This is a genomic window from Mesorhizobium sp. NZP2234 (assembly GCF_013170765.1).
Classification (GTDB): Bacteria; Pseudomonadota; Alphaproteobacteria; order Rhizobiales; family Rhizobiaceae; genus Mesorhizobium; species Mesorhizobium loti_D.
In genome coordinates this window covers 782,658-809,192 of the sequence record NZ_CP033364.1, presented here as the reverse complement: position 1 = coordinate 809,192, position 26,535 = coordinate 782,658, and the positions used below count along the sequence as shown (strand labels likewise).

Below are 26,535 nucleotides of genomic sequence, written 5' to 3'. Positions count from 1 at the left end.
CGGTGGCACGAAAGCCCGTAGACTTCCGAGGTCAACGGAGATCTGGAACATGCGTCTTTTCGGTCGTTTCGTGCTTGCTGCTTCCGTCGCCCTTACCCTTGCTGCCGGTACTGCTTCCGCCCAGGACAAGAAGCTCAGGATCGGCACCGAGGGCGCTTATCCGCCCTTCAACTACGTCAGCGCCGACGGCACGCTGGGCGGCTTCGACATCGATCTCGGCAAGGCGCTGTGCGCCGAAATGAAAGTTGAGTGCGAATTCAGCGTGCAGGATTTCGACGGCTCGATCCCCGCTCTGCAGGCCGGCAAGTTCGATGCCATCATCAACATCACCATCACGCCCGAGCGGGCCGAGAAGGTCGAGTTCACCCACAAATACTACCAGACGCCGCCGGCCATCGCCGTGCCGAAGGATTCCGCCATTGCAGGCACTTCGCCGGACGATTTGAAGGGCAAGGCGCTCGGTGTGCAGACCGCCACCATCCACCAGAAATTCGCCGAGCAGAAATATTCGGGCTCGACCGTGAAGGCCTACCCGACCGGCGACGATGCTCGTACCGACATGGCCAACGGCCGGCTTGATGCGATGATGGACGGCTCGATCATCCTGACCGAATGGCTGAAGAAACCGGACGGCGCCTGCTGCAAGCTGCTCGGCACACTGACGGCCGATCCGGCCATCCACGGCCCCGGCGTCGGCATCGCGCTGCAGAAGGGCGACAAGGGACTGGCTGACAAGTTCAATGCCGCCATAGACGCGCTGCGCGCCAATGGAAAATACAAGGAAATCAACGACAAGTACTTTTCGTTCGACGTCTACGGGAGTTAATCCCGGCACCAATCGACCTCGGCGGCGCCACCCGGCGCTGCCGATTTTTTTACGAACGATGGAGATATCCTTGGCTGAGCGGCGTTCCCCTTTCTACAGCAGCATCGTCGGGCTGGGCGCGACCATGGGTCGGGTCGGCGGCGATTTCATCTCGGCCAGATATTATTCCGGCATCGCCGACGAGCACCTGAACACCCGCATGAATGTCGGCGTGCAGGACCTCAGCACCATGGGCAAGATGGACATCAAGGGGCCGGACGCCGAGGCGCTGGTCAACCATGTCATCGTCAACGACGCCGCGGCGATGAAACCGGGCCAGGTCCGCTATTCCACGGTCTGTCGCGAGGATGGCGGCATCATGGACGACCTCACCGTGTTCCGGCTGGGACCGGAGCATTTCATGCTGGTCACCGGCTCGGTCAATCGCCTGAAGATGCTGCCCTGGCTGCAGCACCATGCCCAGGGGCGCAAGGCCTATGTCACCGACATCACCGCCGCCGTCGCCTTTCCGACCATCCAGGGTCCGCGCTCGCGCCAATTGTTGAAGGCGCTGGTCTCTGATGCCGATCTGGACGGCCTGAAACGCTGGGCGTTCACATCGGGGCGCGTCGGCGAGACAAAGGTGCTGATCTCGCGTACCGGCGTGACCGGTGAACTCGGCTTCGAACTCTTCGTGCCGGCCGACGAGGCCGCCTCCGTCTGGGAGGCGCTGATGCGGACAGGAGCGGACTTCGGCCTGAAACCCTATGGCGTGCTGGCGATGTTCACGCTCGGGCTGGAAAAGGCCTATCCAGCGCATGGCATCGACATGGATGAGAGTCGCACGCCGTTCCATGTCGGCCTCGACCGCTGGATCAAGTTCGACAAAGGCGATTTCGTCGGCCGCGAGGCTTTGCTCAAGGTGCGCGACAAGGGACTCGATGAACGCTGGACCGGGCTGATCCTCGACGGCGACAAACCGGCTGCGACGAACGCCCGTGTACTGGCCGATGGTGAAGATGCCGGCGTCGTCACCTACAGCGATCACGGCTATTCACTCGGCAAGCTGCTGGCGACCGCGCATCTGCGCCTGCCGTTCACCGCGATCGGTACCGAACTCAGCATCGATATCGATGGCAAGCCGACTCGCGCGGTCGTGGCGCCTATGCCGTTCTTCGATCCCGAAGGGGCGAGGTTGCGGGCCTAGCAGCCTCACTGTGGCCAGCCGCCGGCGCCGCCCTGACCTTCCTGCCGGCATCCTCTGCCCGTACAGTGACGGGGAGAGGGAACAGCTAGAGCGTATTTTTTCCGCTGGAAAATAAACGCGCTCTGCACGTAACTGTCGCAGCATTCCAGGTTGGCGAGTTGTGATGGTCACCGGACCCCACTGGCGCAGTGCTACTGTATAAGCTGCCTCATGGAGAGACATTGAAGACCGTCCGCGACGCAGCTTGCAGTCGATGATGCCCTCACAGTTGTGACCAACCCCCATCGACCGGAATCTCAAGGCCGGTCGTGAAGGTCGCGTCGAACGCGAGGAAGAGGACGGCCTTCGCGATCTCCTCCGAGGTCCCGAAGCGCTTCATCGGGATGATGCCGAGTGTGTGCCCCCTCACGTGGGCCCGCATCTCCTCGGTGGAAACACCTTTTCGAGGCTGCCCGTCTCGATGGGACCGGGCGACACCGCGTTGACGCGGATGTCCTTGGGAAGGAGCTCGGTTGCGAGCAAGCGGGCGAAGGATCGCAGCGCAGCCTTGGCGGCGCCGTAGGTGGCTTGCCCGGGCAGTGCCTTGACGTTGGCGACAGAGGTCGTGAGGACGACTGAGCCGCGATTGATCAGCGGCGCGAGCTTCTGGATATTTGTGAACTGCTTTGTATGATAATGCGGTGCAGAGACGACGGTCAATGATATTTGTAACCATTTAGTACGAAACTATTTCAGGATCCTGTGGACGCAAGGGTGCTGGGTTGGACAAGTCGATACCGGAGACCTTGACGACGGCCTGCCACGCGGCTTCCTGGCTGGCGCGATCGTGGAGGTGTGGTTGGCGCTGCACCTCCATTGGGCCTGAGAACTTCCCTTGAGCCGAGGCGAAGAATTGCCCTGAGACGTCGGTTCCGAACTCCGACGCCTGGAGGTAACGACGGGCCGCGGTCTCCGGCTTCTGATTCATACCGGGAATGAGGTTCACGATTGGAATCATCAGATACTTCACCAACAGGCCAGCGTTTCGCGCCACCTTGGTGTCGTTCGACGCACCGGGGGAGACAGCGTACACGGCCATGCCGGAGGGTAGCCTGCGCGCCAGCGCCGCGACCCACCAAGCGATGATGAGCTTCGCGTCGGCATACGCATTGTTGGGCGCGTACTTCACGTTCGGCCCGTTGCGAATCAGCGCTTCAACAGCGGCGGTTCGGTTACCTTGGAAACTCTTGGCCGCGAAGGTTGGCAGGTCGGTGTACTTGAACATGGGTACGCCCCCGCGGGCAGGCTCCGCACTGGTGATAACGATCCGCGCGTCGGGGCTGAGAAGGTCGGCGCGAAGCAACCCGACAGTCAGCTGATGATGGCCGATCAGCGGGGCCTCAGAAGCCTCAATGCCCGCCGCAGTGATCACGCGCTTCTTGGTTGGGACCAATCCGGCATTGAGCAGCAGGAAATCGACCGGCCGAGCTTGTTTGACCAGCTCGGCGAGCGCGCACTGGACGCTAGCCGGCGTGTCCAACTCCAGTTCCAGAGGCGTGAAGGTCTGTCTTTTGGTTTCCGCTGCCAGTTGAGCGGCCGCTCCTTGGCCTGAGCCAGTCTGCGTCCGGTGATGATGATCTCGCCCCAGCCCTCTTCGGCAAGAGAGCGGGCTGCTGCATAACCGAGCCCGGAGGTTGCGCCAGTGACGAGGGCGACCGAATGGTTCATGGGCGGCTCCTTGGTGAAGGTTAAGGTCGAAGGAGCCCCACAGTGTAGGGCCGCCTTGTGATTTTTGAACTATTCGATTATATATTGGTGTAAAGGATAGGGGTCAAGGAGTTTAGAACTAAATGTTTCAAAATGCCGAGAGGCCTCGTGGTCGCCCCCGTAGCTTCGACGAGAAGGACGCCTTGGAAAAGGCGACCCGGGTGTTCCGGTCGAAAGGCTACGACGGCGTGACCATTGACGATCTCGTCGCGGGCATGGGTGTGGGACGGCCAAGCCTGTATTCCGTCTTCGGCGACAAGCGGACGATATTTTTGCGTGCCCTTCGGGCGTACGCTGAAGCGAAGGGTGCTCGCGCTGCGAAGGCGCTCTTCTCGCCGACGACTCTTCGCGATTCGCTCGCCGGCTTCATGAGGCACGCCGTAGAAAGTGCGACCGAGGAAGGATCAGCCCCTGGTTGTCTTCTGGTGTGCGTTGCGCCGCTCGTGGACGATGCCGAGGTCCGGCAGTTCCTGCAGGACGCCGCGGCTGGCGGGATGGCGCTGGTAGAACGGCGATTCTACGACGCGATCAGCGCGGGAGAGGTGCCGTCTGACTTTCCGGTATCCGCGCGCGCGAGCCAGGTCCTCGACCTGTCGCGCGGTCTCACCATGCGTGCGCAGATGGGCATGCCGCGCAAGCCGCTGCTCAAAGACGCAGAGGAGGCGGCCGACTTAGTCCTACTGCCGAGACGGTGAACTGCGGCGCCAGAAGGTGATGTCGCGCTCGTGGGGGTCCGGCCGATCCGAATATTCAGCCGGCCCATCACCCCCGCCGATCGAGCCGCGCCACCAGCCGGTCCCCCGCCCACTGGATGCCGCAGACCAGAATGATCAGCACGATCACCACGGCGACCATCACCGACGTCTCGAAACGCTGATAGCCGTAACGGATGGCGAGATCGCCGAGGCCGCCGGCGCCGATGGCGCCGGCCATGGCCGAGGCGCCGATCAGCGTCACCAGGGTCACCGTGAAGCCGGCGACGATGCCGGGCAGCGCCTCGGGCACCAGCACCTCGCGGATGATCGTCCAGCGGTTGCCGCCCATGGCGCGCGCCGCCTCGATCAGGCCGTGGTCGACCTCGCGCAGCGACACTTCGGCGATGCGCGCATAATAGGGCGTGGCGGCGATCGACAGCGGCACGATGGCCGCCCAGGTGCCGATCGAGGTGCCGACGATCAGCCGCGTCAGCGGAATCAGCGCCACCAGAAGGATGATGAACGGCACCGAGCGGAAGCCGTTGATGACGGCGCCGAGCACGCGATTGACCCACAGGCTTTCGGCGATGCCGCCGCGTTCGGTGGCGATCAATGCCAGCCCGAGCGGCAGGCCGAAGACCAGCGAGATGAGGCCGGAGGCGGCCGTCATCAGCACCGTTTCCCAGATCGATCGCAGCAGAAGCTCAAACAGGATTGGCGACATGGCCAAGCACCTCCACCCGCGCCTGGCGGGATTTCAGGAATGAGATGATTTCAGCGAGGTGGCTCGCGTCGCTGCCGGGAACGGAGAGGAACAGCGTGCCGACGGGCTGCTGCTGGATATGGTCGATGCCGCCATGGACGAGGCGGAAGGAGCCTGGAACGGACGCGGCAAGGTCGGACAGCAGCGGGCCGCTCGCGGCTTCGCCGGCCACGTCGACGCGCAGGATCGTGTGCGCGCCGGCCGCCGGCAGCAGGCGCGCCGACAACTCGGCCGGCAATTGTGGTCGGATGGCGCCAAGGAGGCTGCGTGTGACGTCGGACTGCGGCTCGGCGAACACCGACCACACCGGCCCGTCCTCGACGATGCGCCCGGCATCGATCACCGCCACGCGGTCGGCGATGGAGCGGATCACCTCCATCTCGTGGGTGATCAACAAGATGGTCAGGCCAAGCTTCCGGTTGATGTCTTTCAGCAGCGCGAGAATCGAGCGCGTCGTCTCCGGGTCGAGGGCCGAGGTCGCTTCATCCGACAGCAGCAGCGCCGGCCGCGCGGCCAGCGCCCGGGCAATGCCGACGCGCTGCTTCTGGCCGCCCGACAGCGATGCTGGATAGGCCTTGGCCTTGTCCGACAGGCCGACGAGTTCAAGCAGCTCCGCCGCCCGTGCCAGACGCTCGGCTCTCGGTCGGCCCTCGATCTTCAACGGCAGCGCGACATTGTCCTCCACTGTCTTGGCCGACAGCAGGTTGAAATGCTGGAAGATCATGCCGATACGCCGCCGCAACGGCTGCAGGTCGCGCTCGCCGAGCCGGCTGATCTCGCGGCCCTCGATGAACACCTCACCGGAATCCGGCCGCTCCAGCCCGTTCAGGCAGCGGATCAGCGTCGATTTGCCGGCGCCGCTGCGGCCGATAATGCCGAGGATCTCACCCTTGCGTACGGTGAGCGAAATGCCGTCGAGCGCCGCTGTGGCGCCAAAGCGACGCTTCAGATCGACAAGGCGCACCAGGTCCTGCGGCGCGTCCGGTCGGGCGTGGGTCGGACCGGCGATTTCCCCGGGCGCCGTGATATGTTGGTTCATGCGGTTCCCTGTTCTCGCCATCGCAAAACGCAATTGCGGCCCGCGCTCAGGCGCGGACCGCTTTTGCTCTCGAACTGGACGTCGGGCGATCAATAGGCGCTGAGGCCGGTGCCCTTGTAGACCTTGTCGAATTCGGCCTTGACCGCGTCGTTCTGGTAGGAAGCCACCAGTGTCTTCACCCAGGCTTCGTTCTCGTTGCCGACCTTGACCGCGATGAAATTGCGGTACGGATTGTCGGATATCGGCTCCTGGGCAATGCGGTTTTCCGGCGTCAGGCCGCTTTTCAGCGCCCAGTCGGTGTTGACCACGGCGGCATCGAGATCCTCGACCGAGCGGCCGACGATGCCGGCGTCAAGCTCCTTGATCTCGACCTTCCTGGGGTTCTCCGCGATGTCGGCGGTGGTGGCCAGGATGCCGGTGCCGTCCTTCAGCTTGATCACGCCTTCGTTCTGCAGCACGCGCAGCGCCCGGCCTTCATTGGACGGGTCGTTCGGCACGCCGATGACCGCGCCCTCGGGCAGATCGGCGACTTTCGTGTATTTCTTCGAATAGAGGCCGATCGGCCAGACGCCGGTGTAGCCGACCCGCACGATATGGTAGCCTTGCGTCTTGATCTGGTTGTCGAGATAGGGCTGGTGCTGGAAGGCGTTGGCGTCGATTTCGCCGCGCTCCAGCGCCTCGTTGGGCTGGGTGTAGTCGTTGAACACCACGGTCTCGACGGTCAGGCCCTTTTCGGCCGCCTGGGCGACCACGACGCGCCAGACGTCCTCATCCTCGCCGCTGATGATGCCGACCTTGATCGCCTTCTTGTCTTCGGCGAAGGACGCATGCGGCGCCATCAGGCCGCCGACCGCGACGGCCGATGCGAACAGCAGAGCCAGGCCACCGCGCCGGTTGATGATTGACCAAAGGGAAGATGGCAAAGTGCTGTTGACGTCGGGCATGATTGATCTCTGCGGTTGTGAAGTCACGGTGCCAGGGCGGATTGCCCAAGCTTGGTCATATCGTCAGGAATTCTATCGGTTTTATCAAAGAACGTGTTTCGCTGGTCTCGGAGAAGCAGGGAATATTCTCTCAAAAATTCCAGGGAAGGGAGCACAGGACACCACCGGATCGATCGCGGCGGCACCGCGCTGCGATCCGGTGGCTACGGATGTTGACGTGGACGAGGCCGGCATGGACGGCGCGCGGCCAAGAGCGTCTGGAGCAGTTGCTTGAGCTGCTGGAGAACCTCATCGAGGTGAGATCTGACTTCTCTCCCGCGCGGGTTGGCGCCGCAAGCAATTGCAGGCGGACCACTTTCCCGCTTGACTGACCAGCCGGACCGAATACCCTAGAACGAAATACCGGCTCTGATCGCCGGGCGGCAAGAATGCCTCGTATGCCTCGCCCTTGCGGCGCTGGCTGCGGGGCATTGTCATTTCTGGGGTCCTGTTTGAAACGGCGCATCGAGATCGGCATCCTCTATTCCCGCTCGGGGAGCTATCAGCTCGTCTCCGATGCGTGCCGCATGGGCGCCATGCGCGCCATCGCCGACATCAATGCCGATCGCGGCTCGGGCATCGAGCTCGTGCCCGTCGAACGCGATCCGCAAAGCAATGCCGACCGCTACGCGACGCTTTGCGAGGACATCTTCAAGACCAGCAGTGCCCGCCATGTCGTCGGCTGCGTCACATCCTGGAGCCGCAAGGAGACGATCCCGGTGCTGGAGAAGGCTGGGGGCATGCTCTGGTACGCCTGCCCCTATGAGGGCTTCGAGGCCAACGAGCATGTCGTCTACATGCACGCCTGCCCCAATCAGCATCTGGTGCCGCTGATGGCCCATGTCGTGCCGCGCTTCGGCGCCAACGGCTTCCTGCTTGGCTCGAACTATATCTGGGGCTGGGAGATGAACCGTGTCGCGCGCGACCTGATCGCGGACGCCGGCGGCAAGGTCCTGGGCGAACGCTATCTGCGCATCGGCGAGACCGACGTGTCGCGCCTGATCGGGGAAATCCGGGCGACGCGGCCGAACTTCATCCTCAACAATCTGATCGGCACATCGTCCTACGCCTTCCTGGCCGCCTATCGCGATTTGGGCGATGAGGATCCTGCCTTCAGCCCGCAAACCTGCCCGGTCATCTCCTGCAACCTCACCGAGGGCGAGCTGCCGGCGATCGGCGAAACGGGCAAGGGACATCTGTCGGTCGGGCCTTATTTCGCACCACGGCCGGCGGCTTTCGCGTCCTCCTTCGAGGCCTCCGCCTATGCCTCCGTGCAGGTGATGGCCGACGTCCTGTCGCGAGATCCCGACGCCGGTCCGGCGGAATTCTCCAAAGCCTTCGCCGAAACGCGCTTCTCCACCCGTCTGGGGCCGATCGCCATCGACGCCCACACCCAGCACGCGACGCTGCCGGTCATCATCGGCCGGATCGCCGACGGCTATTTCGAGGTCGTCAGCCGGCAGCACGAGGTCGCGCCGGATCCCTATCTGTCGCGCTACGACCCCGCCAAGACGTTCGGCCGCCCGCGCCTGAGGGTGGTGTCGTGACCCGAACCCCGCGCATCCCCAATCTCGGCGGCGCCAAGGCCTTCATCCTGCATCGCCCGCATCCGACGGTGCAGGCCATCACAAGACAATTGTCGGCCATCGGCCTCGTCACGCTCGACTGCTGGCCGGAACTGCCGCCCGAGGCGCTCGCCGCCGATTTCGTCTTCTTCGACACCGATCTCGGTTTCGACGAGCAATTCCCCTGGAAGCCGGGCGAGGCGCCGATGCCACTGGTGGCGCTGATCGGTTCGGAGGCGCCGGGCCGCATCGAATGGGCATTGTCGCACAAGGCCGACGCCCAGCTTTTGAAGCCGGTCGGCACCGCCGGCGTCTACAGCGCGCTGCTGATCGCACGACAGAGTTTCGAGGCGCGCAAGAATTTAGCCGGCGAAATTGCCTCGCTGCGCCAGCGTGTCGCCGAGCGCCAGACGATCGTGCGTGCGGTGGCGGCACTGTCGAAAGGCACCGACGACGAGCGCGCCTATGCGCAACTGCGCTCGCTGGCGATGAGCTGGCAGATCAGCGTCGAGGATGCCGCACGCCGGATCGTGGCGATGATGAGCGAGGAAACAGGCGAGGAAGGCGGCGATGACCAGTCCCATCGCGCCTGATCTCATCGCGCCCGCGCGCATGCCGGCCAGGCCACGCACGGGCGTCTGGCGCCGGCTGGTCAAGCGCCGTCTGGCGATGCTCGGCCTGGTCATCGTCGCCATCGTGGTCGCCGGCGCCGTGCTGGCGCCATGGCTGACCGGCTATGACCCCAACGAACAGATGTTCGACGGTCTGACCATCGAGGGCTCGCCCTTGCCGCCGAATGCCAAATTCTGGCTCGGCACCGACCTGCTCGGCCGCGACCTGCTGACCCGCATTCTCTACGGCGCCCGTACCTCGCTGATCATCGGCATCGTCGCCAATGGCGTTGCGCTGTTCATCGGCACGCTGGTCGGCGTCACGGCAGGCTATTTCCGCGGCTGGATCGGCAGCGCGCTGATGCGCTTCACCGATCTGATGATGGCGTTTCCGGCGCTGCTGCTCGCCATCTGCCTGGCGGCGGTGTTCGAGCCCAGCCTGTGGATCGTTGCCATGGTCATCGCTCTGGTCAACTGGGTGCAGACCGCGCGCGTCATCTACACCGAAACCTCCTCGCTCGCCGAACGCGAGTTCATCGACGCCGAACGCACCATCGGGGCGAGTGCGCCGCGCATTCTGTTTCGCCACATCCTGCCGCATCTCCTGCCGACCATCATCGTCTGGGGCACGCTCGGCATTTCGACGACGGTGCTGCTCGAGGCTACGCTCTCCTTCCTCGGCATCGGCGTGCAGCCGCCGACGGCCTCCTGGGGCAACATCATTTTCGAGAACCAGACCTATTTCCAGGCAGCGCCCTGGCTGGTGTTCTTCCCCGGCGCGGCGATCCTGGCGCTGGCGCTGGCCTTCAACCTGATCGGCGACGCGCTGCGTGACATCCTCGATCCGACGCAAAGGGGCCGGGCATGATCGCCTATCTCGGCCGCCGGCTGATCCAGTCGCTGCTCATCCTGCTCGGCGTCTCGCTGATCACCTTCGCGCTGCTCTACCTGTTGCCGGCCGATCCGGTGCGCCAGATCGCCGGGCGCAGCGCCACGCCACAGACGGTCGAGAACATCCGCCAGCAGCTCGGCCTCGACCAGCCCTTCGTCGTCCAGTACTGGCACTATCTGACCAGGCTCGTCAGCGGCGATCTCGGCCGCTCATACATCCAGCGCTCCGAAGTTACCGAGCTGATCGTCTCGCGGTTGCCGGCGAGCCTGCTGTTGATGGTCGGCGCCATCCTGTGCGAGTTGCTGATCGGCCTCTCCATGGGCCTGATCGCCGCCGTCAAGCGCGGCACCGCGACCGACCAGACCTTGATGGTCGCATCCTTCGTCGGCGTCTCGGCGCCGCAATTCGTCGTCGGCCTCTTGCTGCTTTACGTCTTTGCCGTGCGGCTGAGCTGGTTTCCGATCGGCGGCTACGGCACCTGGCGCCATCTGGTGTTGCCGTCGCTCACCATGGGCATCCTCGGCGCCGGCTGGTACGCGCGCATGATGCGTTCGTCGATGATCGACGTGCTGCGTCAGGACTACGTCCGCACCGCGCGTGCGAAAGGCCTGGCGCGTGGTGCCATCCTCTTCCGCCACGCACTGCCCAACGCCATCCTGCCGATCATCGCCATGATCGGCATCGACATCGGCATCTTCATGGGCGGCATCGTCGTCGTCGAAAGCGTGTTCGGCTGGCCCGGCATCGGCCAGCTGGCATGGCAGGCCATCCAGCGCGTCGACATCCCGATCATCATGGGCGTCACGCTGGTCTCGGCCTTTGCCATCGTGCTCGGCAATCTCCTGGCCGACATCATCGCGCCCTTCATCGATCCCCGCATCAAGCTCAGATGACAATCAGGACATGACCGAAAACAAACAGAGAAAGGGAACATAACAATGAAAAAGTATCTCATATCCACGGTAGCGGCATCGGCGCTGGCGCTGATGCTCGGCATGACGAGCGCCCGCGCCGAGGACACGATCGATCCCAACGCCAAGCAGGGCGGCGCCATCACCATCACCTACAAGGACGATGTCGCCACCCTCGACCCGGCGATCGGCTATGACTGGCAGAACTGGTCGATGATCAAGAGCCTGTTCGACGGGTTGATGGACTACGAGCCTGGCACCACCAACCTCAAGCCCGACCTTGCCGAGAGCTACGAGATCTCGCCCGACGGCAAGACCTTCACCTTCAAGCTGCGCCACGGCGTGAAATTCCACAACGGCCGCGAAATGACCGCCGACGATGTGAAATACTCGCTCGACCGCGTCACCAATCCGAAGACGCAGAGCCCGGGCGCCGGCTTCTTCGGCTCGATCAAGGGCTACGACGACGTCGCCGCCGGCAAGGCCGAAACACTCTCCGGCGTAACCGTTGTCGACCCCTACACCGTCAAGTTCGAACTGACCCGCCCCGACGCCACCTTCCTGCATGTCATGGCCATCAACTTCGCCCATGTCGTGCCGAAGGAAGAGGTCGAGAAATACGGCGCCGATTTCGGCAAGCATCCGGTCGGCACCGGCGCCTTCAAGCTCGCCGAATGGACGTTGGGACAGCGCATCGTCTTCGAGCGCAACCCGGATTATTGGCACAAGGGCCTGCCGCACCTGGACAAGATCACCTTCGAGATCGGCCAGGAGCCGATCGTGGCGCTGCTGCGCCTGCAGAAGGGCGAGATCGACGTGCCCGGCGACGGCATTCCGCCGGCGAAGTTCCAGGAAGTGATGGCCGATCCCGAGCAGAAGGCGCGTGTCGTCGAAGGCGGCCAGCTGCACACCGGCTATGTCACCATGAACACCACCATGGCGCCGTTCGACAATGTGAAGGTGCGCCAGGCCGTCAACATGGCCATCAACAAGGCGCGCGTCATCCAGATCATCAACGGCCGCGCCGTGCCGGCCAACCAGCCGCTGCCGCCGTCCATGCCGGGCTACGACAAGGAATACAAGGGCTATCCCTATGATGTCGCCAAGGCCAAGGCGCTGCTTGCCGAGGCCGGCCACCCCGATGGTTTCGACACGCAACTGTTCGCCATGAACACCGACCCCAACCCGCGCATAGCCCAGGCGATCCAGCAGGATCTGGCGGCGATCGGCATCAAGGCCAGCATCCAGTCGCTCGCCCAAGCCAATGTCATTGCCGCCGGCGGCGACAAGGCCGGCGCGCCGATGATCTGGTCGGGCGGCATGGCCTGGATCGCCGACTTCCCGGATCCGTCGAACTTCTACGGCCCGATCCTCGGCTGCGCCGGTGCCGTGCCGGGCGGCTGGAACTGGTCCTGGTACTGCAACAAGGATCTCGACGCCAAGGCGGCCGAGGCCGACTCGGTGGTCGATCCCTCAAAGGCCGTCGAACGCGACAAGATGTGGAGCGCCATCTACGGCAAGGTGATGGAGGACGCGCCCTGGGCGCCGGTCTTCAACGAACAGCGCTTCACCATGAAATCGGCCCGCATGGGCGGCGCCGACAACCTCTATGTCGACCCGGTCCATATCCCGATCAACTATGACAATGTGTACGTAAAAGATGTGCAATAACTGCGATTACACTATCCACGGGCGCCATCACCATTTCGGCTGGGACAATTCCTTCGTCCCGGCCGAACGTGTGGCGCCCGGCTCGACCATCGAGTTCCAGTGCCTCGACTCCTCAGGCGGTCAGCTGAAGGCCGACAGCACGGTTGGCGATATCGCCAAGCTCGACTTCGCAACGATCAACCCGGTGACCGGGCCAATCTTCGTCGAGGGTGCCGAACCGGGTGACGCGCTGAAGGTGACGATCGAGATGTTCAAACCGTCCGGCTTCGGCTGGACGGCGAACATTCCGGGCTTCGGGCTGCTCGCCGACGATTTCATGGAGCCGGCGCTGAACATCTGGAAATATGACGCAGCCTCGCTCGAGCCGGCGCTGTTCGGCAAGAATGCGCGTGTGCCGCTAAAACCTTTTGCCGGCACCATTGGCAACGCACCGGCCGAGATGGGCCATCACTCGGTGGTTCCGCCCAGGCGCGTCGGCGGCAATCTCGACATCCGCGATCTCGCCGCCGGCACCACGCTCTATCTGCCGGTGGAAGTGGCTGGTGCGCTGTTCTCGGTCGGCGACACCCATGCCGCGCAAGGCGACGGCGAGGTCTGCGGCACGGCGATCGAAAGCCCGATGGACGTCGTGCTCAAGCTCGACCTGGTCAAGGACGCGAGGCTGAAGACTCCGCGCTTCACCACGCCGGGCCCGGTGACGCGCCATCTCGACGCCAAGGGCTATGAGGTGACGACCGGCATCGGGCCGGACCTGATGACGGGCGCGAAGGAGGCCGTTGCGCAAATGGTCGACCTGCTCGCCGGGCGCTACAAGCTCGATCCGGTCGAGGCTTACATGCTGGCCTCGGTCTGCGGCGACCTGCGCATCAGCGAGATCGTCGACATGCCGAACTGGGTGGTCTCGTTCTACTTCCCGCGCTGCGTCTTCGAATGAACGCCGGCGCGGGCAGGAAGCGGACCGGGGTTGCCGCTCCGGTGACGGCGGGACCGGTGCTCGATATTACCGGCCTGTCGGTCAGCGTGCGCGGCGAGGATGGCGGGCGCGAGGTTGTTTCCGACCTGTCGTTCACGCTTGCTCGCGGCGAAACGCTCTGCATCGCCGGCGAGTCCGGCTCCGGGAAATCGATGACGGCGCTGGCGATCATGCAATTGCTGCCGCAGCCTGCCGCCCGCATATCCTCCGGCACCATCCGCCTCGGTGAAACCGAGCTGACTGATCTCGACGAGCGCCAGATGCGACGCATTCGCGGCGACCGCATCGCCATGATCTTCCAGGAGCCGATGACCTCGCTGAACCCTGTGCTGTCGATCGGACGCCAGCTCACCGAATCCATCGAGGCGCATACCAGTCTGTCGCAAGCCGAGGCCCGCCAGCGTGCCATCGAGGCTCTGAAGGCGGTCCGCATTTCGGAAGCCGAAAGCCGGCTAAGGCAGTTTCCGCACGAACTCTCCGGCGGCATGCGCCAGCGGGTGATGATCGCCATGGCGTTGGCGCTCGAGCCCGACGTGCTGATCGCCGACGAGCCGACGACGGCACTCGACGTCACCGTGCAGGGCGAGGTACTGGAACTGCTGCGTGACCTGCAGCGCCAGCACGGCACCAGCGTCGTCCTCATCACTCACGACATGGGCGTGGTTGCCGAGATGGCCGATCGCGTCATCATCATGCGGCATGGCCGCATGATCGAGGAGGGCAGGACATCGGACATTTTTGCCCGACCGCGGGCCGACTACACCCGCGAACTGCTGGCCGCTGTACCGCGCATCGGCAGCGGCGTCGGGCGGCAAAAATCCAGGGATGCACAAGCGCTAACGCTGGCCAATGTCGCCGAGGTCAAGGATCTGCATGTCCGCTTCGACCTGCGCGGCGGCGTCCTCGGCAGGGTCAACCGCCGTGTTCACGCCGTCGAAGGCGTCAGTTTCTCGATCGCGCCCAACGAGACGCTGGCGCTGGTCGGCGAGTCCGGCTGCGGCAAGTCGACCACCGCGAAGGCGTTGGCCGGGCTGGTGCCGTACAGCGGCGACATCGTTGTCGGTGGACGCAATTTGTCGGGCCTGGGTCGCGACGAACGCAAGGCGGTGCGCCGCGACGTGCAGATGATTTTCCAGGACCCCTTTGCCTCGCTCGACCCGCGCATGCGCGTCGGCGATCTTGTCGCCGAGCCGCTCGTCATCCATGGCATCGCCTCGAAGGACGAGAGGCGGGAGCGCGTGGCGGCTTTGTTCGAGCGTGTCGGCCTGTCGGCGGACCAGATGGAGCTCTATCCGCACGAATTCTCCGGCGGCCAGCGACAGCGGGTCTGCATTGCGCGCGCGCTGGCGCTACGGCCGAAACTGATCATCGCGGATGAAAGCGTATCGGCGCTTGACGTCTCTGTGCAGGCACGCGTGCTCGACCTGTTGAAGGAATTGCAGCGCGAATTCGGCGTCGCCTACCTCTTCATCTCGCACGACATGGCGGTGGTCGAGAACATTTCCGACCGCGTCGCCGTCATGTATCTCGGCCAGATCGTCGAGATGGGCACGCGCGACCAGGTCTTTTCCAACCCGCGTCACCCCTACACGAAACGGCTGATCGAGGCCGTGCCGGTGCCTGATCCGGCCAGGCGCAGGAGCCGCTTTGCTCGGCTCGATCAGGAGATCCCGAGCGCGACTCGCAAGATCGGCGAGGCGCCGCTGAAGCTGGCCTTGCAAGATGTCGGCAACGGCCATCTCGTCGCTGCCGGTAACTAAGGCAATTCCAGGAAAAGTGGGAAGCGGATTCCGTGCGCAATTGCGTCAAAACAAAGAGTTGGAGCAAGCCACCGTTTCCGTGAGACAGCTACTGCTCGAAAGCAACCTCACGGATTTTCGGGCTTCTCGCAGGGAACTCGCCCAATTTGGTTAGCGAATACAAGCTTTCCATCTCTCCGGCAGGGCGACCGGGAAAGAGCTGGTTCCAGAGCTGCACGACATGTTCGGCCATTTTCAGCTTGATGGCCAAATCCGTTTCATATGTGTGCAAGACATGCTGATGGATCATCTGCCGCGTGCGCAGCAGTGCCTCGGAACGGGAGGACGTGATGATGCTGGTCACGCTGTCGCCGTGCAGACGGTGATGATTGAGCAACGCAGCCTCATAGGCGACGGAGCCGTTGCGGATTGCCTCGAGGATAAAGTACCAGTCGCCGCCCGCCGGCAGGGAAAGGACCTGCGCGACGAAATCCGGCGTGATGTCGAACTTCCGGAAAACCGCCGCGCTGATATTGATGACCGTGTTCTTGACACCCAGCCCTTCGTTGACCTCCCGCGCCGCCGAAACCTGGTAGCTGCGCTTCCATTTGAAATTGGAGAGATCGGTGAGGTACGGGCTGGACAGATAGTCGCCGACGGTCTCGCTTCGATCATTGATGATCTTCGATGCGCAAAAGGCAAACTTCACGCCTGGATCGCGGAACAAGGGCACCAGTGTTTCGAGGAAACTCGGGTCTGATACGTCATCGGCTTCGGCGATCCAGATCAAGTCGGCCCTTGCAAGCGACATGCCTTTGAACCACTGGGGGTAGGGCGCCCCGGAATTCCTGTCATTGACGATGACACGGGTGCCATGGACGCCGGCATAATAATCCAGGATCGATCGGCTATCGTCGGTCGAGGCATCGTCCAGGATGATGAGTTCAAAATCCTGAAACGACTGCCCCAGGATACTATCCATACGCTCCCGCAGATAGCGGGCGTAATTGTAGTTCGGCACGATGATCGAGACCGCCGGCGGCTTGTTTGCGACCTTCCGCATGGTCGACAGCAGTCGCGGAAAGACCCGATCGGTTGAAAAATTTAGCCTTGCCTTGGCGCTAGCCTGCCTGCCAAGCCGCATCCGCAGGGGCTTGTCCCGGATCAGGTTCAGCGTCGCATCGGCCATAGCTACGGGATCAGCCAATCCGACGATGATGCCGGCATCGTCTTCGACGAAATCCGGAGCCCCACCGCTCTCGGCGAAGCAGATCACCGGCAATTCGGCGAAGGCAGCCTCCAGCATGACGCGGCCGAACGGCTCTTCGCGGGAGGTCAGAAGAAACAGGTCGGCCCGCCGCAGGTAAGCCCCCACATCGTCGACATCACCCAGAAATGTGACTTTCTCGTCCAACCCGTCCGCCCGCAATCTGCCGAGTTGCTGCGACCATGTACCGAGAACCTCATCTCGTTCCCGCCCCGGAAACGAGCCGAGCCAGTAGAAATGATAGTCTTCAACCCCGCGTGCCCGAAGGATCCGGGCGACCTCGATAAAGAGGTCGGCACCCTTGCGGAAGGGCATGCCGATGCCCGAACCCAGGACGATGACCTTGTCCGTCGGCCAGCCGGCAAGGCGGCGGCTTTCAAGGCGCCGGATTTCCGTGAGGTTTTGATCGGCGTTGGGTTGCGGAACCGCGCTTGGGATGACATCGATGGCGCCCGCTGCAACGTTGTGCTCGGACACCAGATAGTCCCGGACACTTCGGGAACACGCCACAAATCTTCGCGTGCGGGAAACGACATCGCCCATATTGTCCTTTGCGTATCGGGCAACGCTCGTTCCCAACTCCCTGGCATGCGTCAGGATTGGCCGGTCCAGTTCAGCAAGCAGCGCGTGCGCACGGCCGGTCGCAAGGCTGTTGCAATAGATGAGGTCCGGTATGCCACCGCACCATTCCGTAATGTGGGCCAACTTCGAGGCGGGCGTCTCTGCCTCTGAAGCCAGATCATCCAGAACGACGGTATCGGCGAGGCGTCGAAACTCTTCGAGCCGTTGACCCCCTGCCAGGCACAGGACCTTGATCTCCAGATTGGTGTGCGATTGCAGCCATTGGATGATGTTGATCAACGATGCCTGCGCTCCGCCGAGAGCCGCATCGTGCGACACGAACAAAACGCGCCACGACGGCTCCCCGGGTGATCTGCCGGCCGCTGGCCGTGCCGACAGGACGTCCCGCGTCTCCTGCAGATAGGCGTAGCCATAGCGGGCATCGGGCTCGAGATAGGCTCCCTCAGCCCACTCGTTCCAGGCATTGACGAAGATCAGCCGGCTGTCGAAATCGGCAAAACGATCGCATGTATCGACGACCGCGTTGGCGAGCCATTGCTTGTAGCGGGACGGCGATGCGTTCACCAGAATGTAGGCGGCCTCCATCCTCCGCGCCGTGTTGTCCCAGGAAGGGCAAAGCCCGCGAAACAGCGTGTAGGGAACCTGCGGGTACGCGCGGCTGCGATTGAGGAGCTCTGTCCAGTCGTAGACCTTCCCCCTGAAGCCGCTCCTGAGCGTTGGCATGCCGGCGCTGATCTCGGGAAGTCGTCCAAGATTCGGTGGGAACTCGACGGCGGCGTCGAATCCGAATTCGGCGGGATCGCCCGAGTCGAACGACTGCGGATAGGCAAGAAAAATCTCGCCGATGCCGGCCTCCCGGCAATGGGTCCTCCAGCGCTGTGCCGTTTCAGCCGCCGACGGAAACAATCCGGGCCGATAAACCATAAGCAGTGGCTTGCCGCCGATACGGATGTATCTTCTGTCACGGAAATAGCCGGCTACGTATCGGATGAAGGCCAGGTCGTCCTCGGGCGAGTGCGATTGCGGGATCAAGACTTCCTGTTCGCGCCCATTCCAACGGCGGCTCCACGGCTCGTTTGCCCAGTTGATGCAGAAGCCCATCTCGTGTGCGTCGTTCTCGACGAATTGGGCGATCGGCATCTCAAGGACGCGCTTGCCGTTGAACCAGTAGAAGTGGAAACAGAATCCCGAGAGGCCATACTGAAGGGCAATCTCGATCTGCTCCTTCTGGATGTCCTTCACTCGCAGGTCGTAGAAGCCAAGATCCGCCGGGAGCCTGGGCTGGTAATGACCGTCGAACTGCGGCGTGGCCCGCGTCACATTCGTCCATTCCGTGAAGCCCTTTCCCCAGAAGGCGTCATTTTCAGGAATCGGATGAAACTGCGGCAGATAAAATGCAATGAGGCGCGCCCTCAAAGCGGCTGGTCGCCCCTCGCCGGATCGCGGCACATAGGTGGCGGGTCTCTGGGGGGCGCCGGCATTTGTGCCTGGAGCACGCCGGGTGCTGCGCCCCTCAATCTTGCCGAAACGAATGTAGTGATCCAACGGATTCATCGACGTGGCAGTCACGTCGGGATACTTCGCCAGGTAGTATTCGTTGTCGAAGTCAGGACTCGGGTTTCGCGACTCGGCGGCACCGTGCCTGATGTAATGCAGGATCGGATCTTTTCCGCTCCTGGCTACATCCGGATTCTGGGCCAGGTACCACGACAAATCAAACAGCCCGCTGGCGCGAATTCGTTGCCAGGTTCGGAATATCTTCCATCGCCTTCTGCTGACGAGCGATCCTACGAAGATCTGGAGTTGGGATCTATCCAATCGGGTCTGCCTCCCGGGAATCCGGCGCCATGTCGTCATCCCAGGTAACGCCGGAGATCTTTGTGCAGATCATTCCAAGCACACGCTCTAGGGCATGCTGCAACGTGCCGTCTTGTTGGCTTGCCTCTTCGGGGAAGACTGCCATAGGCAGATCAAGCCGCATGAGCGGTTCCAGCGCGCCGCGGCGAACCCAGAACATCGTCCCGGCAAAGAAGTCGAGACGAGAGCTGGAGGGCAGCCCCATCGTCTCCAGCAAGTTGAGGACCATCGCCCTGTTCTCCCCCCACGCAGCCTTCTCCCCCTTCCATTCATTGGGCAACCGAAAGCGTCTGGATCCAATCATCTGGGTGTCGGGCGAACGCTCGAACTCGGCGATGATGCGGTCAACCATCTCGCGGGATCCGATCAGGTCGAACGCACTCGCCTGGCGCCAGATATCACCGAGGACCATGCGCGGCCCGCGCGGCCCGGACTTCTTGCCATGCAGCTTGCAGATCAGGTCGAAGGGATCGAGCCTTCCTTCACGAAGCAATTGGATGAAAGGGCCGACGTCGCGACCGCGATTGTCATAAACCACCACCTCGGCATCCGGAAATCTCGCCTGGACGCGCTGCGCGAGTGCCACGTCGGGCTCGGTCAGTGTGAGGATGAGATGGAAAGGGCGATCGATCCTCGCCAGCAGCGCCTCGAATTCGGGCCAGAGATCGGGGTAATGCAGATGAAGCGCTACGGCGATCCTGGGTTTGGCGGTGGGCCGGCGTTCGGGGGCCTCGGCTGGCGGACCATCAAAGTGCCGCGACAGGGTTTTCTGCAGATTGTCGCTCGCCGTGCCAAAACCCCAACCGGCAAGGCTGCCAAGGGCACGGGCCAACTCGCGCCCTTCCGCCCCTGAAATGTGCAAAAGAGGCTGCAATACGATCCCGTGGCCAAGCGGCAGTTGAAATCGCCTGTGGCGACGGCGCCGACTCAACAGCGTGCCAACATCCCTGATGCTTAGGGGGCGAGCGCTCGCCGCAACGACGTCGCTTCTGTCAAACCGCAGCACCAGGCCGCCTTCACTGCTTTTAAGCAGATAGGACGTCCGGCTGGTGACAGGCACATAGACGATCTTGTCGGCCTGTCCCGGGCGGCGAACATTGAGCCGGAGAAACGGCATCCGCCTCTCTGTTGGAGAAAGCTCGACGATGTAGCGTCCCGGCGTGTGGATGTGGATTTCGCTCGGCGCACCGCTTCGGTCTACGCCATATGCGTCGCCTTTTCGCGGTTCGCAGGGTAGGACATCGGGCGGAACAAGCCTCGTGTCGATAGCGTCAGGCGACATAGCCGCTGTTCCGATTCGCGTGCGATCGGTCAAGGATGCTGTCAAATATGCCGATCAGCCGGCCCAGGGAATTGATCAGTCTATTTCGATTAAGCGTAAGGCAGTAGAAGCCTATCTTCGTCAGATAGCGGAGTATGTCCACAAATGGGCTATAGGCTATGCCGTACTTCCTGCGCAAGTGGATCTCCGATCGCATCTTGGACCGATATCGGAAGATCCGTGACCGGGTTGATTGTGCAACCGAAGTGCCAACGTCGTGGACAGCATGCGCGCTACTGACAAGGATCATGGGTTCGTCACGCTGCAGCAGCCGATAAGAGAGATCGTCATCTTCGAAATACAGGAAGATATCCTCGTCGAAGCCTCCCGTATCGAGGAAGAGTGTTCTTCTGATCATGAACACGCCGCCATTGACGAAGCGCACGCAACAATCCCCCCAGACCTGCCGGATACGTGTGGGCAGCGACACACCGGAAAGGCGATCGATTTCGCTCTGCTCGCGAAACCACAGGCGCCCATCCACCGTGTTCGTGCGCGGCACGAAGACGCCGCAATTCGGGTAGCGTTCAGCCGCCTGCATGAGCGCGTCGACGGCGTCCGCGCCAAGGCGCACATCGGGATTGACGAACAGCAAATACTCTCCCGATGCCGCCGCCGCCCCGATGTTGCAGGCACGCCCAAAGCCGAGGTTTGCAGGATTATCGATGCGATGAACGGCAAAACCGGATAGCGCGGCGGAAAGATCGTCGGTGCTTGCGTTGTCGACGCACACGATCTCGATGCCCGGGGGCAAGCAAGCGAGCGCGCCGCGCACAGTATGCGCGCTGTTGTGCGTCACGGTAACGGCGGTTATCGATCTATTCATTACTAAAGCCATCCTGATATCCCAGTTGGCTTCCCCCTGCAGGCTGGCTATCCATACGCAATCTAAGCGTTACGGCTCTGGCGGTCGAGTCCATTCCCCTGAACTAAGACTGGGACGATGTGTACGCTGGTTCAGCCTTGCCGGCCGTCACGGCTAACATGGCCGTGCCGCTTCCGAGCTTCCGGCTGGCGTGATCTGGCCAATCGGCCGTGCCGCCGCCCGGCGAGCAAGAGCCTGCCAGGCTTCGAACGTGAAATCCGCAAGCCGCCCCCTTGCCGTTCATCCTCATCTTGCACATGTTCAATACCGCTTGCTGGTGATCGTTTGGGGGGACGGTCGGATTCATCACGGGAGGAAATAGAGAATGAAGGCATGCTGTTTCGTTTCGGCCGCGCTTCTCGCCGCGACCGCGATCCCCGCCTCGGCCGCCGGAATTTCCGATGGGAAAGTCAAGATCGGCATCCTCAATGACCAATCCGGCGTCTATGCCGATTTCGGCGGCAAATGGTCGGTCGAGGCGGCCAAGATGGCGGTCGAGGATTTCGGCGGCAAGGTGCAGGGCGCGCCGATCGAGATCATCAGCGCCGACCATCAGAACAAGCCCGACATCGCCTCCAACATCGCAAGGCAGTGGTACGACACCGAACAGGTCGACGCCATCATGGAACTGACGACCTCATCGGTCGCGCTCGCCGTCCAGGGGATTTCCAAGGAAAAGAAGAAGATAGACATCGTCACGGGTGCCGCGACCACCGACCTTACCGGCAAGCAGTGCTCGCCCTACGGCTTCCACTGGGCCTATGACACCCATTCGCAGGCGGTGGGAACCGGCGGTTCCCTCGTGCAGCAGGGTGGCGACAGCTGGTTCTTCGTCACCGTTGACTATGCGTTCGGCTATTCGCTCAAGGAACAGACCGCCAAATTCGTCGAAAGCCATGGCGGCAAGGTGTTGGGCGAGGTGCGGTATCCCCTTGGGTCTACCGATTACTCATCCTTCCTGCTGCAGGCGCAGTCTTCGGGCGCCAAGGTCATCGGGCTGGCGAATGCCGGCCTCGACACGTCCAATTCCATCAAGCAGGCCGCCGAATTCGGCATCGTCCAGGGCGGCCAGCGTCTCGCGGCGCTTCTGTTCACACTGGCCGAGGTGCATGGGCTGGGTCTCCAGGCCGCGCAAGGCGTCGTCCTGACCGAGGGCTATTACTGGGATCGCGACGACAAGAGCCGCGAATTCGGACAGCGCTTCTTCAAGCGCACCAACCGCATGCCGAACATGATCCAGGCCGCGACCTATTCGGCGGTGACGCAGTATCTGAAAGCGATCGATAAGGCCGGCACCGACGAGACCGAGGCCGTCGCCAGGCAATTGCATTCGTTGCCGGTGGACGACGCCGTGACCACCAACGGCAAGGTGCAGTCGGATGGCAACATGGTCCACGACATGTATCTCTACCAGGTCAAGGCGCCCGGCGAGAGCACGAAGGATTGGGACTACTACAAGTATCTCGCCACCATCCCCGGCAAGGAGGCCTTCCTGAGCGAGAAGGAAAGCGGCTGCCCAACGGCGGCACAGTGATCGGCGCGGCCGATGGCGCCGCCTGAACTCGACGGGAGCGAACCGCCCGTGGTGCTGTCCGCCCGCGGGCTGCGGCGCGATTTCGCCGGCTTCGTCGCCGTCAGGAATGTCGACCTCGATGTCCGCCACCGCAACATCCATGCCCTGATCGGTCCCAACGGCGCCGGCAAGACTACGGTCTTCAACCTGCTCACCAAGTTCCTGGCGCCGACCAGCGGCAGGATCGAACTGCTCGGCCACGACATCACCCGCACCTCGCCGGCGAAGGTGGCGCGGATGGGGCTGGTGCGCTCGTTCCAGATATCGGCGATCTTTCCGCATCTCAGCGTGCTCGACAATGTGCGCGTCGCGCTGCAGCGGCCGGCTGGGCTCGGCGTCCAGTTCTGGCGCTCGCTTGCCGCGCTCGACCGATTGACGCCGCGTGCGATCGAGCTGCTGCGGTCGGTCGGTCTCGACGATGCCAGGAACAGGCTGGCCGGCGATCTTTCCTATGGCAGGAAACGTGTGCTCGAGATCGCCACCACATTGGCGCTCGATCCGAAAGTGCTGCTGCTGGACGAGCCGATGGCCGGCATGGGGCATGAGGACGTGGCCACGGTTTCGGCCATCATTCGCTCGGTGGCCAGCGACCGCGCCGTCTTGATGGTCGAGCACAATCTGACGGTCGTCGCGGATCTCTGCGACTGGATCACGGTCATGCAGCGCGGCGAGGTGCTTGCGGCCGGCGACTACGCCACAGTCAGCCGCGACGAACGCGTCAAGGTCGCCTATATGGGCACCGCCGATGACTGATGCCGCGCCCCTGCTGGTGGTCCGCGGTCTCAACGCCTGGTATGGCGAGGGCCATGCGCTGCATGGCGTCGACCTGGAGGTATTTCGCGGCGAAACGGTCACGCTGCTCGGCCGCAACGGCGTCGGCAAGACGACGACGCTGCGCGCCATCATGGGGCTGATCCGCAGGCGAACGGGCGAGGTCGTTTTCGACGGCACGGACCTGATGCGTCTGCCGCTGCACCGCACCGCGCACCAGGGCATCGGCTTCGTGCCGGAGGAGCGCGGCATCTTCGCGACGCTGACCGTGGAAGAGAACCTGGTCCTGCCGCCGGTCGTCGCCGAAGGCGGCATGAGCGTCGCGGAAATATTCGATCTTTTCCCCAATCTGAAGGAGCGTCGCAACAGCCCTGGCACAAGGCTGTCGGGCGGCGAACAGCAGATGCTGGCGATCGCGCGCATGCTCAGGACCGGTGTGAAGATGCTGCTTCTCGACGAGCCGACCGAGGGCCTCGCGCCAGTCATCGTGCAACGCATCGGCGAGCTGCTGGTGACATTGAAGAAGCGCGGCATGACGATCCTGCTGGTCGAGCAGAATTTCCGCTTCGCCAGCCGTGTCGCCGACCGTTTCTACCTGATGGAGCACGGCAAGGTCGTCGCCGGATTTCCGACCGGTGAGCTGGCGGACCGCATGACGCAGCTCCACGACATTCTGGGTGTATGATGACGCCATGACGATGATCTTCGGCATCCCCGTCCAGGCCTTCCTTGGCCAGTTGCTGGTCGGCCTGATCAACGGCTCTTTCTACGCCATGCTGAGCCTGGGCCTGGCCGTCATTTTCGGCCTGCTGCGTGTCATCAATTTCGCCCATGGCGCCCAGTATATGCTCGGCGCCTTCACAGGTTATCTCCTGCTCACCTATCTCGGCATCGGCTATTGGCCCGCTCTGATCCTTGCGCCGCTGATCGTCGGCCTCTTCGGCGTCGTGGTCGAGCGCCTGGCGCTGTCACGGCTTTACGACACCGATCCGCTCTACGGCCTGCTCTTCACCTTCGGCCTGGCGCTCGTGCTCGAAGGCATATTCCGCTACTCTTACGGCGTGTCGGGAAATCCCTACGCCGTGCCGCCGCTGCTTTCGGGCGGCACCAATCTCGGCTTCATGTTCCTGCCCAATTATCGCGGCTGGGTCGTGGTCGCCTCGCTGATTGTCTGTTTCGGGACCTGGGCGTTGATCGAGAAGACCAGGCTCGGTTCCTATCTGCGCGCGGCAACCGAGAATCCCCGTCTCGTCCAGGCTTTCGGCGTCAATGTGCCGTTGCTCCTGACGCTGACCTACGGCCTCGGTTCCGCCCTTGCCGGGCTGGCCGGAATTCTGGCGGCGCCTGTCTATCAGGTGAGCCCGCTGATGGGATCGGATCTCATCATCGTCGTCTTCGCGGTCGTCGTGGTGGGCGGCATGGGATCGATCCTCGGCGCGATCGTCACCGGTTACATGCTTGGCCTCGCCGAAGGCCTGACCAAGGTCTTCTACCCCGAGGCCTCCAACCTCGTGGTCTTCGTCATCATGGCGATCGTGCTCTTGGTCCGGCCGGCCGGCCTGTTCGGAAGGGACGCCTGACATGGCGCAAGGGACACCCGACATGGCCGGGCTGACGCTTCGCGAGACATCAGCCAGCACCCCGGCATGGCTCGAATGGACGCTGGTCGGGCTCGGCATCGCGGCGCTGCTGGTGGCGCCCTTCCTGGTCTATCCGATCTTCCTGATGAAGATGCTGTGTTTCGCGCTGTTCGCCTGCGCGTTCAATCTCCTGCTCGGCTATACCGGCCTGCTGTCGTTCGGCCATGCCACCTTCTTTGGCGGCGCCGCCTACTTCACCGCGCATGCCGTCAAGGTCTGGGGCTGGCCGCCGGAAGCCGGCATCCTGCTCGGCATTGCGGGCGCAGCCTTGCTCGGCCTTGTCATGGGTTTCTTCGCCATTCGCCGGCAAGGCATCTATTTCGCCATGATCACGCTGGCGCTGTCGCAGATGTTCTTCTTCTTCTGCGTCCAGGCGCCCTTCACCGAGGGTGAGGACGGCATTCAAGGCGTGCCGCGCGGCATGCTGCTTGGCGTCCTCGACCTGAACGTCTCGCTGAATATGTATTACTTCGTGCTTGTCGTGTTCCTGGTCGGCGTCTTCGCCATCTGGCGCATCGTCAATTCGCCCTTCGGCATGATCCTGCGCTCGATCCGCGAAAACGAGAACCGCGCCATTTCGCTGGGCTATTCCGTCGCCAACTACAAGCTCGGCGCCTTCGTCATGTCGGCGGCGCTGGCCGGGCTGGCGGGCTCCCTCAAGGCGATCGTCTTCCAGTTCGCCACGCTCACCGACGTCACCTGGCAGATGTCGGGCGAGGTGATCCTGATGACGCTGCTCGGCGGCATCGGCACGATGGTCGGGCCGATCGTGGGCGCCAGCCTCGTCGTCGGCCTTGAAAACACGCTCGCCACCTCCGGTTTCCCGGTGACCATCGCCACCGGGCTCATCTTCATGGTCTGCGTGCTGGTCTTCCGCCGCGGCATCGTCGGGGAGCTTTATGCGCGGCTGCTCGGGCGGGAGGGGAAGGATTGATCAGCGCCGGATTGGATGGGCGCGATGAGCGGACCGGCCGCGCGCTCGAAGGACGCTAGGCGCCGATGTGCAGACGTCTTGAAATGGGCCGAAAGTAGAAGCTGCCGTTCCCCTGTTGATCCAAG

Annotated in this window: 24 protein-coding genes; 15 read left to right on the top strand and 9 right to left on the bottom strand. The window is 63.1% G+C overall.

What is annotated here, in order from left to right:
- Nucleotides 1-49 precede the first annotated feature (49 nt).
- Both EB230_RS03830 and EB230_RS03825 read left to right on the top strand, forming a co-directional pair.
- On the top strand, nucleotides 50-826 hold the full coding sequence (locus EB230_RS03830) for an ABC transporter substrate-binding protein (RefSeq protein ID WP_172371429.1): 777 nt from the start codon (nucleotides 50-52) through the stop codon (nucleotides 824-826).
- A 70-nt stretch (nucleotides 827-896) separates the two neighbouring features.
- Entirely contained in the window at nucleotides 897-2,012 is a 1,116-nt protein-coding gene (locus EB230_RS03825) for an aminomethyltransferase family protein (protein ID WP_246738911.1), read from the top strand.
- A 262-nt stretch (nucleotides 2,013-2,274) separates the two neighbouring features.
- Here the strand turns inward: EB230_RS03825 and EB230_RS32930 are convergent, their stop codons facing one another.
- The 3 genes from EB230_RS32930 to EB230_RS03815 are packed head-to-tail and all read right to left on the bottom strand — an operon-like array spanning nucleotide 2,275 to nucleotide 3,531.
- Nucleotides 2,275-2,421 (bottom strand): SDR family oxidoreductase, encoded by a 147-nt coding sequence (locus tag EB230_RS32930; protein WP_274534590.1) that lies wholly within the window; start codon nucleotides 2,419-2,421, stop codon nucleotides 2,275-2,277.
- On the bottom strand, nucleotides 2,418-2,711 hold the full coding sequence (locus EB230_RS03820) for an SDR family oxidoreductase (protein WP_281410919.1): 294 nt from the start codon (nucleotides 2,709-2,711) through the stop codon (nucleotides 2,418-2,420). Before EB230_RS03820 ends, EB230_RS32930 begins: the two co-directional genes overlap by 4 nt.
- 16 nt (nucleotides 2,712-2,727) lie before the next feature.
- The gene (locus EB230_RS03815) at nucleotides 2,728-3,531 is read right to left on the bottom strand and encodes a short-chain dehydrogenase (protein WP_210261337.1); all 804 of its coding nucleotides are present in this window, start codon (nucleotides 3,529-3,531) and stop codon (nucleotides 2,728-2,730) included.
- A 310-nt stretch (nucleotides 3,532-3,841) separates the two neighbouring features.
- Here EB230_RS03815 and EB230_RS03810 point away from each other — a divergent pair, with 310 nt between their 5' ends.
- The gene (locus EB230_RS03810) at nucleotides 3,842-4,453 is read left to right on the top strand and encodes a TetR/AcrR family transcriptional regulator (protein ID WP_056573767.1); all 612 of its coding nucleotides are present in this window, start codon (nucleotides 3,842-3,844) and stop codon (nucleotides 4,451-4,453) included.
- A gap of 67 nt (nucleotides 4,454-4,520) precedes the next feature.
- Here the strand turns inward: EB230_RS03810 and EB230_RS03805 are convergent, their stop codons facing one another.
- The 3 genes from EB230_RS03805 to EB230_RS03795 form a co-directional block, all read right to left on the bottom strand.
- The gene (locus tag EB230_RS03805; protein WP_172371425.1) at nucleotides 4,521-5,177 is read right to left on the bottom strand and encodes a methionine ABC transporter permease; all 657 of its coding nucleotides are present in this window, start codon (nucleotides 5,175-5,177) and stop codon (nucleotides 4,521-4,523) included.
- Nucleotides 5,158-6,255 (bottom strand): methionine ABC transporter ATP-binding protein, encoded by a 1,098-nt coding sequence (locus EB230_RS03800; protein WP_056573760.1) that lies wholly within the window; start codon nucleotides 6,253-6,255, stop codon nucleotides 5,158-5,160. Before EB230_RS03800 ends, EB230_RS03805 begins: the two co-directional genes overlap by 20 nt.
- A gap of 89 nt (nucleotides 6,256-6,344) precedes the next feature.
- Nucleotides 6,345-7,199, bottom strand: coding sequence for a MetQ/NlpA family lipoprotein (locus EB230_RS03795; RefSeq protein WP_056573756.1), 855 nt, complete (start codon nucleotides 7,197-7,199; stop codon nucleotides 6,345-6,347).
- Between the two features lie 491 nt (nucleotides 7,200-7,690).
- Here EB230_RS03795 and EB230_RS03790 point away from each other — a divergent pair, with 491 nt between their 5' ends.
- Genes EB230_RS03790 through EB230_RS03760 form a run of 7 tightly spaced genes read left to right on the top strand, consistent with a single transcriptional unit; the run spans nucleotide 7,691 to nucleotide 15,621 of the window.
- Entirely contained in the window at nucleotides 7,691-8,785 is a 1,095-nt protein-coding gene (locus EB230_RS03790; RefSeq protein WP_056573753.1) for a transporter substrate-binding protein, read from the top strand.
- Nucleotides 8,782-9,396 (top strand): ANTAR domain-containing protein, encoded by a 615-nt coding sequence (locus EB230_RS03785; protein ID WP_056573750.1) that lies wholly within the window; start codon nucleotides 8,782-8,784, stop codon nucleotides 9,394-9,396. Before EB230_RS03790 ends, EB230_RS03785 begins: the two co-directional genes overlap by 4 nt.
- Nucleotides 9,374-10,282, top strand: a complete 909-nt coding sequence (locus tag EB230_RS03780) for an ABC transporter permease (protein ID WP_210261335.1) — start codon at nucleotides 9,374-9,376, stop codon at nucleotides 10,280-10,282. Before EB230_RS03785 ends, EB230_RS03780 begins: the two co-directional genes overlap by 23 nt.
- Nucleotides 10,279-11,199, top strand: coding sequence for an ABC transporter permease (locus EB230_RS03775; RefSeq protein WP_056573744.1), 921 nt, complete (start codon nucleotides 10,279-10,281; stop codon nucleotides 11,197-11,199). The genes EB230_RS03780 and EB230_RS03775 overlap by 4 nt, the downstream gene beginning before the upstream one ends.
- Before the next feature lie 45 nt (nucleotides 11,200-11,244).
- Entirely contained in the window at nucleotides 11,245-12,888 is a 1,644-nt protein-coding gene (locus tag EB230_RS03770) for an ABC transporter substrate-binding protein (RefSeq protein ID WP_056573741.1), read from the top strand.
- Nucleotides 12,878-13,822 carry an acetamidase/formamidase family protein gene (locus EB230_RS03765; RefSeq protein WP_056573738.1) on the top strand — a complete coding sequence of 315 codons (945 nt, stop codon included), beginning with the start codon at nucleotides 12,878-12,880 and terminating at the stop codon, nucleotides 13,820-13,822. The genes EB230_RS03770 and EB230_RS03765 overlap by 11 nt, the downstream gene beginning before the upstream one ends.
- Nucleotides 13,819-15,621 carry an ABC transporter ATP-binding protein gene (locus tag EB230_RS03760; protein WP_172371423.1) on the top strand — a complete coding sequence of 601 codons (1,803 nt, stop codon included), beginning with the start codon at nucleotides 13,819-13,821 and terminating at the stop codon, nucleotides 15,619-15,621. The genes EB230_RS03765 and EB230_RS03760 overlap by 4 nt, the downstream gene beginning before the upstream one ends.
- A gap of 88 nt (nucleotides 15,622-15,709) precedes the next feature.
- Here the strand turns inward: EB230_RS03760 and EB230_RS03755 are convergent, their stop codons facing one another.
- Genes EB230_RS03755 through EB230_RS03745 form a run of 3 tightly spaced genes read right to left on the bottom strand, consistent with a single transcriptional unit; the run spans nucleotide 15,710 to nucleotide 21,453 of the window.
- On the bottom strand, nucleotides 15,710-19,267 hold the full coding sequence (locus tag EB230_RS03755; protein ID WP_172371420.1) for a glycoside hydrolase family 99-like domain-containing protein: 3,558 nt from the start codon (nucleotides 19,265-19,267) through the stop codon (nucleotides 15,710-15,712).
- On the bottom strand, nucleotides 19,260-20,588 hold the full coding sequence (locus EB230_RS03750; protein ID WP_056573732.1) for a rhamnan synthesis F family protein: 1,329 nt from the start codon (nucleotides 20,586-20,588) through the stop codon (nucleotides 19,260-19,262). The genes EB230_RS03755 and EB230_RS03750 overlap by 8 nt, the downstream gene beginning before the upstream one ends.
- Nucleotides 20,578-21,453: a glycosyltransferase family 2 protein gene (locus tag EB230_RS03745; protein ID WP_246738910.1), complete on the bottom strand. Its 876-nt coding sequence runs from the start codon at nucleotides 21,451-21,453 to the stop codon at nucleotides 20,578-20,580. The genes EB230_RS03750 and EB230_RS03745 overlap by 11 nt, the downstream gene beginning before the upstream one ends.
- Nucleotides 21,454-21,817: 364 nt before the next feature.
- On the opposite strand from EB230_RS03745, the gene EB230_RS03740 reads away from it, so the two are divergent.
- From EB230_RS03740 to EB230_RS03720, 5 genes are read left to right on the top strand one after another with little or no spacing between them, the layout of a single operon-like run.
- Nucleotides 21,818-23,026 (top strand): ABC transporter substrate-binding protein, encoded by a 1,209-nt coding sequence (locus EB230_RS03740; RefSeq protein ID WP_056573729.1) that lies wholly within the window; start codon nucleotides 21,818-21,820, stop codon nucleotides 23,024-23,026.
- Between the two features lie 12 nt (nucleotides 23,027-23,038).
- A complete protein-coding gene (locus EB230_RS03735; RefSeq protein WP_172371416.1) occupies nucleotides 23,039-23,818 on the top strand; it encodes an ABC transporter ATP-binding protein in 780 nt (259 codons plus the stop codon).
- On the top strand, nucleotides 23,811-24,521 hold the full coding sequence (locus tag EB230_RS03730; protein ID WP_056573723.1) for an ABC transporter ATP-binding protein: 711 nt from the start codon (nucleotides 23,811-23,813) through the stop codon (nucleotides 24,519-24,521). The genes EB230_RS03735 and EB230_RS03730 overlap by 8 nt, the downstream gene beginning before the upstream one ends.
- Nucleotides 24,522-24,528: 7 nt before the next feature.
- The gene (locus EB230_RS03725) at nucleotides 24,529-25,416 is read left to right on the top strand and encodes a branched-chain amino acid ABC transporter permease (RefSeq protein ID WP_056576300.1); all 888 of its coding nucleotides are present in this window, start codon (nucleotides 24,529-24,531) and stop codon (nucleotides 25,414-25,416) included.
- A 22-nt stretch (nucleotides 25,417-25,438) separates the two neighbouring features.
- The gene (locus EB230_RS03720; protein ID WP_056573720.1) at nucleotides 25,439-26,410 is read left to right on the top strand and encodes a branched-chain amino acid ABC transporter permease; all 972 of its coding nucleotides are present in this window, start codon (nucleotides 25,439-25,441) and stop codon (nucleotides 26,408-26,410) included.
- The last annotated feature ends 125 nt before the right edge of the window (nucleotides 26,411-26,535 follow it).